Source organism: Halogeometricum rufum (genome assembly GCF_900112175.1).
Taxonomy (GTDB): Archaea; Halobacteriota; Halobacteria; order Halobacteriales; family Haloferacaceae; genus Halogeometricum; species Halogeometricum rufum.
The window spans coordinates 1-16,353 of the sequence record NZ_FOYT01000004.1 but is presented as its reverse complement, the minus strand read 5'-3'; the positions used below and the strand labels follow the sequence as shown (position 1 = coordinate 16,353).

Here is a 16,353-nt window from a genome sequence, read left to right as displayed (position 1 = left end):
TAGATTTATGACTTCAGACTTACACATGAACAATCGGGTAATACCATGTCAGAGACTACCTCACACGATAGTGTTGGGGCTACAGCGGGGACAGACTACGACGCGATCATCGTCGGGGCTGGGTTCTCGGGGCTGTACGAACTCCACCGACTCCGAGACGAACTGGGACTGTCGGTCAAGGTCATCGAGAAGGCAGACGACGTGGGCGGCACGTGGTACTGGAACCGGTATCCCGGCGCTCGGTGCGACAGCGAGAGTCACATCTACTGCTACTCGTTCAACGAGGACATCCTGCAGAACTGGGAGTGGAGCGAACGCTATCCCGAACAGCCGGAGGTGCTGGAGTACCTCCGATTCGCCGCTGACGAACTGGACCTGCGGCGGAACATCGAGTTCGAGACGGAGGTGACCTCGGCGGCGTTCGACGAGGACTCCGGCACGTGGCGCATCAGCACCGACGACGGAGAGACCGTCTCCTCGCAGTTCTTCGTCACCGCCGTCGGCTGCCTCTCCGAGCCCTACATCCCGGACTTCGAGGGCATCGAATCGTTCGAGGGGTTCTGGACGCACACGGGGAAGTGGCCGCACGAACCCGTCGACTTCGAGGGTAAGCGCGTCGCGGTAATCGGCACGGGGGCGACCGGTATCCAGGTGATTCCGGAAGTCGCGAAGTCCGACCCCGAGCATCTGACCGTGTTCCAGCGGACGCCGAACTACGCCGTCCCCGCGCGCAACCGACCGCTCGACGACGACGACTGGGAACTGATACAGTCGAACTACGACGAAATCCTCCAACGCGCACACGACTCGGGGTTCGGGTTCCCGTTCGAGGTGGGACAAGAGACGGCGGCGGACATGACGATGGAGGAAGTCGAAGAGGCGTTGGAGCCGCGCTGGCAGGAGGGCGGTTTCAGGTTCCTGCTCGCCTTCGAGGACCTGTTGGTCAACGAGGAGACCAACGAGAAGGTGTCCGAGTTCCTCCGCGGCAAGATCCGCGAGACGGTCGACGACCCGGAACTGGCCGAGAAACTCGCCCCGAAGGACCACTACTACGCGACGAAGCGACCGCCCCTCCACACCGACTACTACGAGACGTACAACAGGGACAACGTGAGTCTCGTGGACGTCACGGAGAACCCGATAGAGCGAATCACGCCCGACGGCGTCCAGACCGCCGATGGCCACCACGACTTCGACATGATAATCTACGCCACCGGCTTCGACGCGATGACGGGGACGCTCTTGCAGATGGATATCGAAGGGCGCGACGGACTGACGCTCGAAGAGAAGTGGGAGGACGGTCCGCAGACGTACCTCGGACTGACGCTCCACGGCTTCCCGAACATGTTCACCATCACGGGGCCGCAGAGTCCGTCGGTGCTCAGCAACATGCCGGTGTCGATAGAGCACCACGTCGAGTGGGTCTCGGACACCATCGAGCATCTCGTCGACAACGACATCCAACTCATCGAACCGACGAAGGCGGCCGAGGAGGCGTGGACGACTCACAACCGTCAGGTGGCCGAATCGACGCTGTACACGACCGTCGATTCCTGGTACATGAACGAGAACATCCCGGACAAGCCGACGGTGTTCACCCCGTACCCCGGCGGCGTCGACCTCTACCACGACACCATCCTCGAAGTGGCCGAGAAGGGCTACGAGGGCTTCGAGCTAACCGAGTCGGTCCAGCAGTTGGGTCGAGAAGGCGAGCAACCGCAACTCAGCGTCATGAAGGGCGACTGACACGGCGGGCGGCGTCCACTCACGGACGAACCCGTGAACTGCGGGACCCATCGGACAAGACCCGACCGATGTCGTAGAGGTCACCGTCCGGCACCGGTCTACCTCCCCTCGCCGACGCTCTCGGCGAGTCGGGAATCGCTTCGAGAGCGCCGTCTATCGGCAGCTGAATCCACTTGTATTCTGAGTAAGATTTATACTATATTATTGTGAAAGAGAGAGGTATGGTACAGACGTGCCACGTCTGTGGGAGTACAGTCGTCGAGGACGGAGTGACAGTCGCTCAGAGCGACAGCGGCTTCGTGTGCGCGGACTGCGGTGAGGTGACGTGCACGGGCTGTCAGTCCATCGGCCTCTCGAAGAACACCAACCACTGTCGACGGTGCAGGGGGTAGCCACCCGCGACTCCGAACTGCGCCGACGAACGAGCGTGGTCGAGGCGAATCGGCGCGACGAACAGACGGTGTAGCGGACATCCGGCCGGATAGTCGTCCGTCTCTCCTCACTCAACCCACTCAGTCGCGACAGTCGCCGACGCTCCGACGCTCCATCTGGTCCCGTCGCAGAACGTGGCCGACGGTCCAAACGAAGTCGAGTGTCCGATACGGGTGAGTGTATCTATAGTAGTCGGATTCGGACCCTTCTAGTCGTGCTTTCCGAGTTATTCGAGTGATCTGTGTCGGTTAGAGCTATTTGGAAGTAAGTAGTCGAGATTCAAAAATACGAATAGAGCGTTTGTTACTCAATGGGTGCACAATGCCCATCGAAGTCCGGGGGAACGCCAGCGGTCGGCCGCTTGCTCCGGTCGGTCGCGAGAGTATCCGAGGTGCGGTCGCTCCGCAGACGGTCGTGGCCACTCTGCGTTACGGAGTTACGGCTGTAACGTCGACCGTTCCGTTCGGGTGAAGGTCTACGGTCGCGGACGTGACCGCCAGTCGTACCCGCCCGCGGCCCGGCACGTCGCCGTTACCCACAGTATTTTACCGGATTGGGCCGGACGTACGGTATGGAGACACGACCACTCGGCAGTACGAGTATCGACGCCACGGCGGTCGGCCTCGGGACGTGGAACGTCGGCCCCGTCTGGGGCGACGTGAGCGACGACCAGATTCGAGCGGCGATTCACACCGCGTTAGACGAGGGAATCACGTTCGTCGATACGGCGGAGGTGTACGGCGACGGGCGTGCGGAACGACTCATCGGGGAGGTACTCGCCGAACGCGACGACGCGGACGACATCGACGTGGTGACGAAGGCGGCACCCGACCCGGACGGTGGGCACTCGATGGCGGGCCTCCGCGAGTCCGTCGAGGGGTCGCTCGACCGTCTGGGCGTCGACAGCCTCGACCTCGTCCAACTTCACTGCCCGGACACGAGCGCGTTCTACGACCCCGACGTGTTCGACGCACTCACCGAACTCCGCGAGGAGGGACTCATCGACCACGCGGGCGTGAGCGTCGAACTCGTCGAGGAGGGACTCAAGGCCATCGAGTACGACGTCGTCGAGTCCGTCCAACTCATCTTCAACCCGCTCAGACTCCGCCCCCGAGAGCGACTGTTCGAGGAGGCGAAGCGTCGCGACGTCGGCCTCATCGTCCGCGTTCCGCTCGCGTCCGGCCTCCTCGCGGGGGCGTTCGACGAGACGACCGAGTTCGACGAGGACGACCACCGCGCGGCCGCTATCGAGGGCGGAGTCGACGCGGGCGTCGGGACGAAAGGCGGCGAGACGTTCGCCGGCGTCCCGTTCGACGCGGGCGTCGACGCGGTGGACGCGCTTCGGCCGCACGTCCCCGAGGAGATGACGATGGCGCAGTTCACGCTCCGCTGGATACTCGACCACGACGCCGTCTCGACGGTCATCCCGGGTTCGACGTCGTCGGACCACGTCGCGGAGAACGCGGCGGCGGCCGACTTCGACGCCCTGTCGCACCAGACGCACGGCGCCGTTCTGGACGCCTACGAAGAACACGTCCGCGAGCACGTTCACCACCGCTGGTGACTCGTCGGACGGCGGTGTCGAAGACGAAGAGTCGCCCGCCGAACGACTTCGGTTCCGGACGTTGGCCGACCCCACGACGAGGGGGGCTAGCACTCGCGGCGACACTACTATTAGCACGCGAGCGGGATAGCCCGGAAAGTGATACGCTACGAACCCGAGACGGAGAACGAGACGCTGTTTCTGCGCGGCGGCGACGACCGACTCGAGGTGGGTCGGGTCGACGACGTCGTGGACGCAGTCGGCGGCGAGACGTACACCATCGAGTACGACGAGCGACAACGGAGACAGCCGTGGTTGGAGACGGACGAGGGCGTACTGGAGGTGGACGTACGCGAAGCGGCGACGACGCTCGGCCACACCGCGGAGGCGGTGTCGGAACTCCGCGAGTACGACATGGAGACGGACCGGTACGGCCTCCCGACGCGGACGGTGGAGTTCGCGAACATGCTCGTCGACATCCTCGAACGGCAGGGCGCGGACGCGTGAGCGCGCGGACCCCCTACTCGACCGAAGCCTCCTCGCCCGTCTCCGCCGCCTCGTAGATGGCGGCGAGCGTCCGCATGTCGACCAGCGCGTGTTCGCCGTCGGGCGAGAGCGGTTCGCCGCGAATCACCCGGTCGGCGAAGTAGTCGAACTCCTCGGTCATCTCGTCGCCGAACACGTCCCGACGGCCGTCGTCGACCACCATCTCCTTGCCGTCGGTCCGGAGCGTCAGCGTCTGCGGCGACTCGCCGAGGAACGTCGGTTCGAGTATCAGTTCGCCCTCGGTGCCGACGACGCGCAGGTGGCCCGACTGGTGAGCGTGCTGGCTGGCCGTGCAGGCGGCGTACGTGTCGTCGTCGAACCGAATCGTGAACGTGGCGTGCTGGTCGGGCACCTTCCGGAACGCCTCGTTCTCCGAGTGCATCTGCGCGGTCACGCTCACGGGGTCCGCGTCGAGGACGAACCGGGCGGTGTTCAGCGGGTAGATGCCGAGGTCCATCACCGTCGCGCCGTAACCCGCGAGTTCGGGGTCGAGTCGCCACTGGTCGGGGTCGCCGGACACCACGTCGAGCATCTGCTGACCCATGTGGCCGTGGACGGCGACGGGCGCGCCGATGGCGCCGTCGGCGACGAGTTCGCGCATCCGCCGGACGCCCGGGTCGGTCTGCATCCGGTAGGCGACCATCAGGGGGACGTCCTCGGCGGCCGCGACCAGTTCCTCGGCGCGTTCCCGCGTCGCCTCGACCGGTTTCTCGCAGAGAATCGCCTTGCCGTGGTCGGCCGCCGCCTCGGCGTGGGGTAGGTGAAGCGCGTTCGGCGTGCAGATGTAGACGGCGTCGTACGCGTCGGTGGCCTCGCCGGCCTGGAACTCCTCGTAAGTGAGCGTCGCCTCGACGTGCGGCACGTCCTCGGCCACCTCGTCGCCCTTCTCGTGGCTACTGCTGACGAGGACGGTGGTCTCGCAGAACTTCGAATCCGCGACGGCGGGTATCGCCTGCTCGCGCGTCCACCAGCCGAGGCCGACCATCGCCAGACGGAGCGTTCCCGACTCCAGCCGCTCCCAGTCGCGCGCGGTGACACCTCGCAGGAACTCGTCTACTGTCATGGTACGGCAGTTCAGCGGAACGAGCAAAAGTGTAGTGGGAGCGTCGGTGACGGTCACCGACCGAACCGCGAGGCGTCGGTGGCTTTTTCCACGGCGGCGAAGATGGACGGCTATGAACGACCAGACCCCGTTCCGGTCGCCCGAGTGGCTCCGTCGAGACGCCATCGACGCCCTCCAGTTTCACCGAGAGCGATCGGTGGACACCCACTTCGGCGGCTACGTCGCACAGGTGAGCGACCGCGACGGCGCCATCTACGACTCGCGGACGAAGCACCTCGTCCCCACCGCGCGCTTCGTCTTCGCATTCAGCGTCGGCGAACTCCTCGACGGCCCGGTGTGGTGCGAACCGGCCGCCGAACACGGCCTCTCGTACCTCCGAAACGTCGCCTACGACGAGGAACGGGACGGCTACGCGTGGCTGTTCGAGGGGCGAGAACCGACCGACGAGACGCGGTCGACGTACGGCCACGCGTTCGTCCTCCTCGCGTACGCAACGGCCACGCGCGCCGGCATCGGCGACGTGGCGGACCGCATCGGAGAGACGTTCGACATCCTCGACGAGCGGTTCTGGGAGGCCGAACACGGGGCGTTCGCCAGCAACCGGACGGCCGACTGGGAACCCGCCGAACCGGACTACCGGGGACAGAACGCGAACATGCACGCCACCGAGGCGTTGCTTGCCGCCTACGAGGCCACCGGCGAGGAACGATACCGCTCGCGGGCGGCGACGGTCGCAGAGACCATCGCGCGGGACAAACCGGACGAAGCTGACGGACTGCTCTGCGAACACTTCACGTCCGACTGGGAGGTTGACTGGGAGTACAACCGCGACGAGAAGGCCGACCTGTTCCGCCCGTGGGGCTACCAACCGGGTCACATGCTGGAGTGGGCGAAACTGCTCGTCCGCCTGCACCACCACGACGACGCCGGCTGGTACCTCGACAGGGCCGAGCGCTTCTTCGACGCCTCCGTCACCGACGGCTGGGACGACGAACGCGGCGGCTTCTACTACACCATCGACCGGGAGGGCGAACCCATCGTGGACGCGAAGTACACGTGGGCGCTGGAGGAGGGACTGGGCGCGGCGGCGCGACTGGGCGCGACGACGGGCGACGACCGCTACTGGAGCTGGTACGACCGAATCCACGACTACCTGCACGAGTACGCGACGAACCGCTCGCTCGGCATCCGCTACGAACGGCTCACGCCCGACGGAGCGATTCACCCGAGCATCGACGAGACCCCGAAGGTCAAGAGCGGCTACCATCACGTCAACGCCTGCTACGAGGTGCTGGAGTCGCTGGACGCCGTCTGACCTCCGGTTCCCGTTCGGAGCCTCCCGCCCGAGAGTCGGCAACCCTTGGTCGTTCACCGACACTTATCAGCCGAACCGTCGAACGTCGACTATGACATCGTTCGCGTTCCAACTGTACAGCGTTCACGCGATAGACGACCCACTCCCGACCGTCGTCGAACGGGTCGGCGAGACGGGGTTCGACGGCGTCGAACTCGCCGGACTCGGTGATGCAGACCCCGAGGACGTCGGTGACGCCCTCGAACGGACGGGGCTCGAACTCGCGGGGGCGCACGTCGGCATCGAGGAACTGGAGGCGAACGCCGAAGCCGTCGCGGAGACGTACGGCGCACTCGGCTGTGAGAACGTCGTCGTGCCGTGGTTCGAGCCCGAGGAGTTCGAGGACCGAGCGTCCGTCGAAGCGGCGGGCGCGCGCCTGAACGCCGTCGCCGAGGACCTCGCGGAGTACGACCTCTCTCTGCACTACCACAACCACGACCAGGAGTTCACGGACCTCGACGGCGAACCGGCTCTGACGCGCCTGATGGAGGCGACGGAAGACGTCTCCTTCGAACTGGACCTCGGGTGGGTCGGCGCCGCCGGCTACGACCCGCTCTCGTACCTCGACGACCACGCCGACCGGATACGTCTGGTCCACCTGAAGGATTACCACGCCGAGACGGGCGAACCCGCCGAAGTCGGCGAGGGAGACATCGACGTCGAGGAGACCGTTTCGACGGTCCGCGACCACGGCTTCGACTGGCTGATATACGAGGCTGAGGAGCGTCCGGACTCCTACGAGACGCTCGACCACGCCGCCGAGATTGCCGAAACGTACTGGTAGCAGCGCGGCGAGCGCCGAAGTCGGCCGGAACCACTATCTCCTCGCCTCGAACGACCGACGAACGGCAGGCGGGTATCAGCGCGGCCACCGTCGCGCGCGTCGGTCATTACGATACTATAGCTGTGAAGCTCAGTGGCAGGTTCACCACCGGTCGAGTGGCGGACGAACGTAGACTGTTCTCGTGGCCCAGCGTCGGGTCGATGAACGACGGGCGAGTGGTATCGTCCGGACCCGCGACTACCGTTCGGCGTCGACGGGGAGCATCTTGACTCCGTACCGCGTGACGCCCTCCTGCGTGTAGACGCGTCGGACGGTCGCGGTCAGTTCGTCGCCGACGCCCGGTTTCCCGTCCGTCTCGACCACCTGCATCGGCGCGCTGACCGTGCCGCCGTCCGGCCCGTCGAGGGCGACGACGGCGCTGACGTACGCCCCGTCGCGAGCCTGTTGCTCGACGAACTCCGGCGGTGCCCCGCCCTGTCCGATGACCGTCGCCGCCTCGACGGTGCCGGTGCCGGGGAGGGTGACCTCGGCGTAGCTATCGCGCGTGCCGCAGGACGAACACGCGCCCGACGGCGGGAACGAGAGCGACCCGCAGTTCCGGCATCGGCCGGCGACGAGACGGTGTCGCTGGGGGAGCGTCCGCCGCCAACTCGGGACGCTGACGTACGCGCCGCCGCCCTCGGGTTCGCCCGGAGTCACGACGCCGCGGAGGCGGAGGTACTCGGCGTAGGAGCGTTCGACGGTCCCCTCGGTCGCCGACGCGGTCGGAACGTCGCCGTCGACGAGGACGGCCGTCGACTCGCTTCCCGCGCCGTAGCCGACGACGAGGACGCGCGACGCGCCGCCGTCGAGCGCGTTCGCCAGTCCGAGAAGCGGCGTCGCCGCGCCCGCGTCGCCGAGTTCGTGGACGGTCGCCCCCGCCCGAATCGTCTCGGGTTCGAGGCCAACCTCGTCCGCCGCGCGGTACGGCAGGTCCCCGTCCGGACCGCCGAGGGCCGCGGCGTCCGGGTCCGGGTCCGCGTCGAGTCCGGCGACGCTTCCGCCGACCGTCTCGCGGTACGCCCGCCGGTCGTACTGGGTGACGCCGAGCGCCCGCGTCTCGCTCTCGCCGGCCGGTCTGAACCGCGTTCCCGGGTACGTCGCGGTGTGCGTCGCCCGGTCCGTGACCGCGCCCGCGCCGTCGGCGGTGAGGACGACTGCCGCCGCGCCCGCGCCCGCCCCGTGTTCGACGTCGCCGTCGGGGGCACCGCGAGGAGCGTCGCTGGCGACGACGAGCACCGTCTCGCCGTCACCGGCGTCGAGTCCGAGCGTGACCGCTTCGACGCCGACGTTCGCGCTCCCGGCGAGTTGCGTCGTCGTCGCGTCCGCCGCGAGACCGAGGAACGAGACCAGTCTGGCCGTCGCCGACTCCACCTCGGTCGGCGGCGTGGTCGTGCCGAAGACGAGCGACGTGACCGCACCCGGGTCCGTCCCGGCCGCCGAGAGCGCACGTCGGGCGGCCTCGTAGGCCATCGTCAGCGTGTCTTCGTCCGCACCCGTCACGGACTTCTGCCGGATGCCCGCACCGTCGAACCGCCCCCACGCCTCGCGTATCGTCTCCGCGGTGACGTAGTTCCGCGGCGCGTACGCGCCGACGCCCGCGAGTCGGAGCGTCATCGCGCCGCCTCCCGTTCGAGGACGTGGACGACGGTGGCACCGCCGCTTCCGCCGACGTTGTGGGCGAGTCCGTACGTCGGGTCGTCCAGTTGCCGTTCGCCCGCGTTCCCCGTCAGTTGGTCGAACGCCTCGACCAGTTGGCCGGTGCCCGTCGCGCCGATGGGGTGCCCCTTCGACTTCAGGCCGCCCGAGGTGTTCACCGGCAGGTCACCGCCGGGGTCGGTGACGCCCTCGCGGAGGAGCGTCGCCCCCTCGCCGGGGTCGCAGAAGCCGAGGTCCTCGTAGGCGACGAGTTCGGCGATGGCGAAGCAGTCGTGCACCTCGGCGAAGTCGAGGTCCGCCGGTCCGACGCCGGCCATCTCGTAGGCCCGCGTACCGGCCTCTTTCGAGGCGGAGATGGCCGTGTACGAGTCGCGGTCGGCGAGTCCGACCCGGTCGCTGGCGGCGCCGACGCCCGCGACGCGAACCCGTTCGTCCGTGTACTCCCCGACCACGTCTCCGCTCGCGAGGAGGACGGCGGCGGCCCCGTCGGAGGTCGGACAGCAGTGATAGAGGTTCAGCGGGTCCGCCACCGTCGGCGCGTCCGTCGCGTCCGCCAGCGAACAGGCGAAGTCGAGGTGCGCCTTCGGGTTCTTCGCGCCGTTCGCGTGGTTCTTCACCGCCACGCGCGAGAGGTCCTCCGTCGTCGCGTCGTACCGGTCGAGGTAGGCGCTGGCCATCTGGGCGTAGACGCCCGAGAACGTCGTCCCGGTGAGTCGCTCCCACTCCGTCTCGCCGCTGACGCCGAGCCAGTACTTCGTCGCGTCGCCGCTCATGTCGGACATCACCTCGACGCCGCCCGCGAGGACGACGTCGGCTATCCCGCTCTCGATGGCCTGGACGGCCTGCCTGACGGCGAACCCGCCCGCCGCGCAGGCGTTCTCGACGCGCGTGCTGGGGACGTTGTGCAGGCCGACGTGCTCCGTCACCGCCGGGGCCGACAGCCCGAGTTGTCGGCCGCCGACGCCCAGCGTTCCGACGACTGCCTCGTCGACGTCGCCGGCGTCAATCGGCCCGTCGACGCTCTCTACCGCCGCCTCGAACGCCTCCGCGAACAGCGTCCGGTAACTCTCGGACGGAAACGTCCCGAACTCGGTCTGACCCGCGCCGACGATGTACGCGTCTGGCATGCTGAGTGGGTTCTGCGCGGTCGATAAAATACGTTCTGCCGTCGAGGCGGCGCGTCGCCGCACGTGCGGTTACCCTGTGTTACCAGGCGACCTCCGCGTCCGAAAAACCATACCCGTCCGGAGGTCCGAGAGAAACCATGCGAACCAATCGACGCGCCGACGACGGAGGGCGGGCGAGATGAGCGACGACCGGTTCCGGTTCGAGTTCGACGCGCCGGTGCTCAGGTCAGGAAGCGGTGCGGCGGCCGACCTCGGCGCGGAACTGGCCGAACACGGCTTCGAACGCGCACTCGTCGTCTGCGGGTCGACCGTCGGTCGGACGCCCGCGGTGGTCGACCCGGTCGAGTCGGGACTGGGTGACAGGCTGGTGGGCGTCTTCGCGGAGACGACGCCCGAGAAACGTCTCGCCACGGCGTACGACGGCCTCGCGGCCGCGCGCCGCAACGACGCGGACGTGCTTGTCAGTCTCGGCGGCGGCAGCAGTCTCGACGTGGCGAAGGTCGTCAGCCTCCTCTCGGCCGACGACAGGGACCCCGAGACGGTGGGCCGAGAACTCGCCGAGACGGGCACGATTTCGCCCCCCTCGGAGCCGCTTCTCCCCGTCGTCGCCGTACCGACGACGCTGGCCGGCGCGGAGATTTCGAACGGCGCGGGCGTGACGGCGTCGCCGGCGTCCGGCCTCGTCGCGGACCCCGCGAACGGCGGCGTCTCGGACCCGCGCCTGATGCCCGCGGCGGTCGTCTACGACTCCCGCCTGTTCGCGACGACGCCGAACCGCGTCCTCGCGGCGTCGGCGATGAACGGGTTCGACAAGGGAATCGAGGCGCTGTACGCGCGGAACAGGACGCCGGTGACCGACGCGACGGCCGCCCGCGGTCTGGAACTCCTGGCGTCCGGTCTCCGGCGACTCGGCACCGAACAGGTGGACGACGTCGTCCTCGACCCCGTCGTCGAGGGGACGATGCTCGTCCAGTACGGCGTCTCGCGACCCGACGGGACGATGCTCTCGATACTCCACGCCTTCGGCCACGGACTGACGCGCACGTACGACGTGCAGCAAGGGGCCGCACACGGCGTCGTCGCCCCGCACGTCCTGCGGTACGTGTTCGACGAGGTGGACGGCCGACGCGACCGACTCGCGGACGCACTCGGCGTCGGCGATGCCTCCGACCCCGCGGCCGCCGTCGTCGAACGCGTCGCGGCCGTCCGCGACGCACTCTCGTTGCCCACCCGCCTCCGCGACGTGGACGGCCCCGAACCCGACGAGTTCGAGGCGGTGGCGGAGGCCGTCGTCTCGGACTCGTTCGTCGCCAACGCTCCGCCGGGACTCGACCCGACGGTGGCGGACGTCGTCGAGGTCCTGCGAGAGGCGTACTGAGCCCTCACGGGCCTGTTCGGGGCGTATCCGCGGAGGGGTGGCGCGACAGCCCCGTTCCGAGATGGGAAGTATGGAAAAGAGAGCAAAGATAGCAAAGAAACAAAGATAGCAAAACCGCCTTTGCGGTTCTGTCGGGTCCGGAGCGGTGCGCGGTGGGGGAGCGACACCCGCCGTAACCGGCCGTCTGTTGCCGCGGAACGTACCCTCAAATGGGGGGAACGCCGACGTGGCCGTATGGGCGTCGTCTCCAATCTCGTCTATCTGCTCGGAGTGCTGTGCGTCGGGTTCGCCGGCCGATACGTCGGGGTGTTGAACGACGCCCGCGCGACCTATCTCACTCGATTCGCCTTCTACGTCGCCCTCCCCGCTCTGGTGTTCACCTCGACGGCCTCCCAACCGCTTCGGGAGGTGCTGGAACCCCGCCTCGTCGTCGGGTTCTGGGCCGTCCTGCTCTCGATGGCCGGCCTGGCGTGGGTCGTCCATCGACGGGAGTCGACGCCCGGAGTTCGGAGCGTCGCCGTCGTACAGTCGTACCACTGCAACCTCGGCTTCCTCGGACTGCCCATCGCGGCGGTGGCGTTCGGCGACGTGGTCGCCGCCAAAGCGAGTCTCGTCCTCGGCGTCGGCGCCCTGACGCAGGTGCCGTTGAGCGTCGCGGTTCTCGCGTTCGTCAACGATTCGGAGGCGAACCTCACGCGCGAACTCCGGGGCTTCCTCACGAACCCCGTCGTCGCGGCACTCGTCGCCGGACTCCTCGCCGCCGCTCTCGACGTCGCCGTCCCCGGCGCAGTCTCGTCGGCCCTCGTCGCAGTCGGTGACCTCGCCCTCCCCGTCGCCCTCCTCGCCGTCGGCGCGTCGCTGTCGATAGACCGAGAGTCGGCCGACCTCTCCACCGTCGGCACCGTCGTCCTCCTCAAGATGCTGGTGATGCCCGCCGCGGCACTCGTCGCGTTCTCCCTGCTCTCGGCGGATCTCTCGACGACACGCGCGGGCGTCCTGATGCTGGCGATGCCGACGGCCGTCTCCACGTTCATCTACGCGACCGAACTCGGCGGCGACGCGAACCTCGCCTCGGTCAACGTGTTCGCGACGACGGTGGCGTCCGTCGGGACGATTCTCCTCGTCCTCCAGTTCGTCGGGTGAGGTGCCATCGCGGGGAGCGACGCCCGCCTCGAACCGACCCGCGTTCGAGGCGTTCCGGACATAATTATTGGACAGTCGAGTCCCCGGAGAGCCGACGCCTCGCTCCGCGTCGACACCGTTCCCGAGGAGTACCCCGCACGAGAGCGAATCAGCTCGAACCGAGGACATCTCGCGCCTGAGACGTGCTCGCGACCGGTCTCCCCCACGTCTCGGCGAGTCGGGCGACTCGTTCGACCAACGGCGCGTTCGACGCGGCCAACTCGCCGCATCGGTAGTAGACGTCGTCTTCGAGGCCAGAACCGACGTATCTATCGACATGATTCCAACGGGAGTCGGTGCCGACCGAACCCGAGCGTGTCGAACGTCGTCCCGTATGGTACGTCGCCCATCGTATTCAAAAAGTTCTGTGACGAGGGTGCGTCAGTGTCCCCGGACCGAAGATGAGAGTGGCGTATGCGGGGTCGGCGAGGTCGCGGCGTTCGAGGAGACCGTACACCTCGTTCAGGTGGCCGTTGTTGAACACCTCCAACTCGGGCTCGATTCTCCGTTCTCGTATCTCGTCGGACGGGTCGTCGCCGAGAGCGCGCGTGTTCTCGCCGGTCAGGCGGTCGTAGCGGTTCAGCGGTCCCGTGTCGAGGGAGGCCACCTCGGGGTGGGGTCGAACGGAAACGGGTCAGAAGTCGCCGGTCACGATGTCGCTGACTCGCCCGCGGTCGAACAGTTCCTCGCCGCCGAACGCATCCGGGTAGAGCCCTTGCGCCGCCCGTTCGAGTTGGAACAGATGGATGATGGGCCCCTGGTACGTCAGGCCGCCGTAGACGACCCGGTCGTTCTGGACCGCGGTGAGTTGGCTGGCGACGTCGTGACTCTCCAGGTGCGAGCGTATCTTCTCGTCGAAGTACGTCGGGGTGATTTCGCCCTGTAACCGGATAGCCAGCGCGTCGGGGTCGATTTCGAGGAGCGTCTCGTAGTCGATGGTGCCGCCGCCCGCCTGCGCGTCCGTGACGTCGTGCTTCGCCAGTGCGTCGCCGACGTTCAGGTCCCGCCAGTGCTTCGACTGCGTCCCGTCGCCGACGAGGTACGGGTAGAACGACTCTGGCGGGACGCCCGCCGGATAGAGGACGGCGACGGCCGGCGTCTCGGCGGGGAGGCGAGACTGCAGGTCCGCGAGGACGTCGTCGTGGTACGCGCGGAACGCCTCGTAGCGCTCCCGTTGCTGGAACACCTGCGCGACCTTCTCGAACGCCTCGTACAGCGAGTAGTACGAGTAGTCGTGCCAGTCGTACACCCGCGTGAACACCGTGTTGCCGACGAACGGTGCGACGTTCGACGTTATCTCCTCCACGTCGGCCCGACTCCACTGGAGTCGGTTGACCATGAAGTTAGGGTCGACGAGGTGGACGTCCGCGTCGAGTTCGTAGAACACCTCCTTGCCCGTGCCGTCCTGCCACAGTTGCGTGAGTTCGTCCGTGGCGACGGAGACGCCGTCGAGTTCGTCGTACAGGTGCGCGCCGAACCGGGCGCGGACGCCGATCGCCGACAGACCCTCCGCCTGCCCGAGTGCGACGCCCATGTCGGCGTAGTCGCCCGTGTACGGGACCCACGTCTCCGGCACCTCGTCGAACGTCACCGTCCCCACCGGTTCCATCGACACCTCGTACGGTTCGGCGGACGCCGTCGCCGTCTCCGACTCCGTCGCCGTCGGGTCGGCCGTCGTCTCCGACGCCGTCGCCGACCGGTCGCCGGACTCTGTCTCGGTCGATGCGCCGTCGCTCTGGCCCGTACAACCGGCGAACGCACCGAGGCCGACGATGCCCGCGCCGGCCCGGAGGAACCGCCGCCGCGACTGTCCGAACTTCGAGTCTCGTGCCATATTTTTCGGCTCGCCTAAATCGATAAAGCGGTTTCGGTTTTAGGTAGACCTAATCAGTCGGAATACCGGGAGCGAGGACGCGACAGACAGGTTGAAACGTCGGCGTACCGACCGGTCGCTATGGCCCTCCACCGCCGCCGCGTCCTCCGTGCCGCCGCCGCGACGACGCTCGCATCGGTCGCCGGATGTACGTCCGCCGTCTTCGGGGACGGCGACGACGAGTCTCGGACGTACGGTCTCGACGTCGAGCGAATCTCGGCGTCGCCCGTCGAACACGCGCTGTACGAACCGAGCGACGACGAACTGTTCGGGGACCCGGCCCGCACCGCACTCGACGCCGTCCTGCCGGAGGGTCGACACACCACGCACGGCTATCGACCGGTCTCCGCGGACCTGTACGTCGAACACGGGGGAACGTACTACCAGACGGAGTCCGTCGTCACCGGCCGGGAACGGATGGAACGGACGCTCGTACGAGCAGAGCCAATCGACAGGGAGGCGGCGTCCGACGACGCGATTCCCGTCGACTCGCTCGAACGGCCGGCGGCACGCGTGGTGAAGATACTCCACAGCAACGCGCAGACGGGAGGCGAGGGCGGGAGCGCCGAACTCCTGCGCGGCGACGCGTACGTCCTCCGCCGCCCCGCCGAACGCGAGAGCGCTCTCGCCGCGGGCGAGTTCGACGGGCGGGTCGTCACGATGAAAACGGACGGGCCGTGGCTGTACCGGATTCGGACGACCCGAACCGAGATAGTCGAGACGGCGTACACTCTCGTGGCCGTCGCCGTCGCCGACTCGCGCGCGGCGTTCCGCGAGGTGGTGTTCGGGTCGCGAATCGACGCCGAACTCGACTCGGCCGACCTCTCGTCCGGGGTTCGGGAGACGCTCGAAACGGCCGTCGGGCGGGGCGGCTACGAGGAGACGACGCCGCTCTCGAAGTCGTACGACGCGCTCCTCGACAGACTCGGTCTGGGCGGGGTCGACGAGTTCGCGAACGGGCGATTGCTCTGGTACGACGGCGAACTGTACCGGTACGCGTTGTACGTGGACGACGCCGAGTCCTAGCCCAAAGAGACAGGCCGTCGCCGCACGAACAGTCGCCCATGAGCGACGACGACTCCGAGTCGCGGCTGACCGTCGTCTGTCGGGACGGCACGACCATCGGCTGTACGAACTTCAAAGCGATAGAGAGCGGCGTCCTCCTGACCGAGGACCTGAAGAAGAACCGGGTGTTCGGGTTCGTCTCCGCGGACGAGGTGCGGTTCGTCCTCCCGACCGAACGGGCGCGCGACCTCACGGAGGGAGGGCAGACGGCCGACGACGACGGGTTCGACGACCCACTGATGCAACTACCCGGATTGGGTTCGACGTACGCGAAACGGCTCCGGAGCGCGGGCTACGCGTCGGTCGAGGACCTCGCTGGCGCGGACCCCGAGACGCTCGTCGAGGAGACGGGCGCGAACGACGAACAGGCGGCCGAGTGGGTCGAACAGGCGCGACTGAAGTCGGACGACACGGCGAGCGAGGAGGCCGACGAGGACGTGGACGAAGAGGTCGAAACCGTCGAAGACGACGAAGGCGAAACCGACGAGGAAGCTGACGAAGGCGAAACCGACGAGGAAGCTGACGAAGGCGAAACCGACGAGGAAGCTGACGAAGGCGAAAC

At 67.6% G+C, this 16,353-nt stretch carries 16 protein-coding genes; 10 read left to right on the top strand and 6 right to left on the bottom strand.

Translation table 11 applies throughout. From position 1 onward, the window contains the following. The first annotated feature begins 45 nt into the window (after positions 1–45). The 4 genes from BM310_RS16935 to BM310_RS16925 all read left to right on the top strand — a co-directional run bounded on the left by BM310_RS16935 (position 46) and on the right by BM310_RS16925 (position 4,228). Positions 46–1,746, top strand: a complete 1,701-nt coding sequence (locus BM310_RS16935) for a flavin-containing monooxygenase (RefSeq protein ID WP_089809973.1) — start codon at positions 46–48, stop codon at positions 1,744–1,746. A 221-nt stretch (positions 1,747–1,967) separates the two neighbouring features. Then, entirely contained in the window at positions 1,968–2,138 is a 171-nt protein-coding gene (locus BM310_RS21530) for a hypothetical protein (protein WP_177232680.1), read from the top strand. 611 nt (positions 2,139–2,749) lie between these two features. Next, positions 2,750–3,742, top strand: coding sequence for an aldo/keto reductase (locus BM310_RS16930; protein WP_089809971.1), 993 nt, complete (start codon positions 2,750–2,752; stop codon positions 3,740–3,742). A gap of 138 nt (positions 3,743–3,880) precedes the next feature. Continuing rightward, on the top strand, positions 3,881–4,228 hold the full coding sequence (locus tag BM310_RS16925; protein ID WP_089809969.1) for a hypothetical protein: 348 nt from the start codon (positions 3,881–3,883) through the stop codon (positions 4,226–4,228). Between the two features lie 13 nt (positions 4,229–4,241). Here the strand turns inward: BM310_RS16925 and gfo6 are convergent, their stop codons facing one another. Beyond that, positions 4,242–5,330, bottom strand: coding sequence for a D-xylose 1-dehydrogenase Gfo6 (gene gfo6 / locus BM310_RS16920; protein ID WP_089809967.1), 1,089 nt, complete (start codon positions 5,328–5,330; stop codon positions 4,242–4,244). A gap of 112 nt (positions 5,331–5,442) precedes the next feature. On the opposite strand from gfo6, the gene BM310_RS16915 reads away from it, so the two are divergent. Both BM310_RS16915 and BM310_RS16910 read left to right on the top strand, forming a co-directional pair. After that, entirely contained in the window at positions 5,443–6,645 is a 1,203-nt protein-coding gene (locus BM310_RS16915; protein WP_089809965.1) for an AGE family epimerase/isomerase, read from the top strand. A 91-nt stretch (positions 6,646–6,736) separates the two neighbouring features. Then, the gene (locus BM310_RS16910) at positions 6,737–7,468 is read left to right on the top strand and encodes a sugar phosphate isomerase/epimerase family protein (protein ID WP_089809963.1); all 732 of its coding nucleotides are present in this window, start codon (positions 6,737–6,739) and stop codon (positions 7,466–7,468) included. A gap of 237 nt (positions 7,469–7,705) precedes the next feature. Here the strand turns inward: BM310_RS16910 and BM310_RS16905 are convergent, their stop codons facing one another. Together BM310_RS16905 and BM310_RS16900 are read right to left on the bottom strand one after the other, a co-directional pair. Further along, positions 7,706–9,124, bottom strand: a complete 1,419-nt coding sequence (locus BM310_RS16905; RefSeq protein ID WP_089809961.1) for a zinc ribbon domain-containing protein — start codon at positions 9,122–9,124, stop codon at positions 7,706–7,708. Then, complete coding sequence (locus tag BM310_RS16900; RefSeq protein ID WP_089809959.1) at positions 9,121–10,293, bottom strand: thiolase domain-containing protein; 1,173 nt, start codon at positions 10,291–10,293, stop codon at positions 9,121–9,123. The genes BM310_RS16905 and BM310_RS16900 overlap by 4 nt, the downstream gene beginning before the upstream one ends. A 178-nt stretch (positions 10,294–10,471) precedes the next feature. Here BM310_RS16900 and BM310_RS16895 point away from each other — a divergent pair, with 178 nt between their 5' ends. Together BM310_RS16895 and BM310_RS16890 are read left to right on the top strand one after the other, a co-directional pair. Then, the gene (locus BM310_RS16895) at positions 10,472–11,671 is read left to right on the top strand and encodes an iron-containing alcohol dehydrogenase family protein (protein WP_089809957.1); all 1,200 of its coding nucleotides are present in this window, start codon (positions 10,472–10,474) and stop codon (positions 11,669–11,671) included. Positions 11,672–11,905: 234 nt separating this feature from the next. Next, complete coding sequence (locus BM310_RS16890; RefSeq protein ID WP_089809956.1) at positions 11,906–12,814, top strand: AEC family transporter; 909 nt, start codon at positions 11,906–11,908, stop codon at positions 12,812–12,814. A 148-nt stretch (positions 12,815–12,962) separates the two neighbouring features. Here BM310_RS16890 and BM310_RS21950 read toward each other — a convergent pair whose 3' ends face one another. The 3 genes from BM310_RS21950 to BM310_RS16880 are packed head-to-tail and all read right to left on the bottom strand — an operon-like array spanning position 12,963 to position 14,687. Beyond that, a complete protein-coding gene (locus BM310_RS21950) occupies positions 12,963–13,208 on the bottom strand; it encodes a 3-keto-5-aminohexanoate cleavage protein (protein ID WP_394328072.1) in 246 nt (81 codons plus the stop codon). After that, on the bottom strand, positions 13,209–13,460 hold the full coding sequence (locus BM310_RS21655) for a 3-keto-5-aminohexanoate cleavage protein (RefSeq protein WP_218156480.1): 252 nt from the start codon (positions 13,458–13,460) through the stop codon (positions 13,209–13,211). A gap of 27 nt (positions 13,461–13,487) precedes the next feature. After that, positions 13,488–14,687 carry an ABC transporter substrate-binding protein gene (locus BM310_RS16880; RefSeq protein ID WP_089809954.1) on the bottom strand — a complete coding sequence of 400 codons (1,200 nt, stop codon included), beginning with the start codon at positions 14,685–14,687 and terminating at the stop codon, positions 13,488–13,490. A gap of 120 nt (positions 14,688–14,807) precedes the next feature. Here BM310_RS16880 and BM310_RS16875 point away from each other — a divergent pair, with 120 nt between their 5' ends. Both BM310_RS16875 and BM310_RS16870 read left to right on the top strand, forming a co-directional pair. Then, positions 14,808–15,752 (top strand): hypothetical protein, encoded by a 945-nt coding sequence (locus BM310_RS16875; protein WP_089809952.1) that lies wholly within the window; start codon positions 14,808–14,810, stop codon positions 15,750–15,752. Positions 15,753–15,790: 38 nt separating this feature from the next. Continuing rightward, on the top strand, positions 15,791–16,353 hold a 563-nt coding region (locus BM310_RS16870; protein WP_177232679.1), incomplete at its 3' end, for a helix-hairpin-helix domain-containing protein.

Coding starts and splice junctions, on each gene's coding strand:
- BM310_RS16880 (WP_089809954.1), bottom strand. CDS start 14,687: ATGGCACGAGACTCGAAGTTCGGACAGTCGCGGCGGCGGTTCCTCCGG.
- BM310_RS16910 (WP_089809963.1), top strand. CDS start 6,737: ATGACATCGTTCGCGTTCCAACTGTACAGCGTTCACGCGATAGACGAC.
- BM310_RS16915 (WP_089809965.1), top strand. CDS start 5,443: ATGAACGACCAGACCCCGTTCCGGTCGCCCGAGTGGCTCCGTCGAGAC.
- BM310_RS16895 (WP_089809957.1), top strand. CDS start 10,472: ATGAGCGACGACCGGTTCCGGTTCGAGTTCGACGCGCCGGTGCTCAGG.
- BM310_RS16905 (WP_089809961.1), bottom strand. CDS start 9,124: ATGACGCTCCGACTCGCGGGCGTCGGCGCGTACGCGCCGCGGAACTAC.
- BM310_RS16930 (WP_089809971.1), top strand. CDS start 2,750: ATGGAGACACGACCACTCGGCAGTACGAGTATCGACGCCACGGCGGTC.
- BM310_RS16935 (WP_089809973.1), top strand. CDS start 46: ATGTCAGAGACTACCTCACACGATAGTGTTGGGGCTACAGCGGGGACA.
- BM310_RS16875 (WP_089809952.1), top strand. CDS start 14,808: ATGGCCCTCCACCGCCGCCGCGTCCTCCGTGCCGCCGCCGCGACGACG.
- BM310_RS16890 (WP_089809956.1), top strand. CDS start 11,906: ATGGGCGTCGTCTCCAATCTCGTCTATCTGCTCGGAGTGCTGTGCGTC.
- BM310_RS16900 (WP_089809959.1), bottom strand. CDS start 10,293: ATGCCAGACGCGTACATCGTCGGCGCGGGTCAGACCGAGTTCGGGACG.
- BM310_RS21530 (WP_177232680.1), top strand. CDS start 1,968: ATGGTACAGACGTGCCACGTCTGTGGGAGTACAGTCGTCGAGGACGGA.
- gfo6 (WP_089809967.1), bottom strand. CDS start 5,330: ATGACAGTAGACGAGTTCCTGCGAGGTGTCACCGCGCGCGACTGGGAG.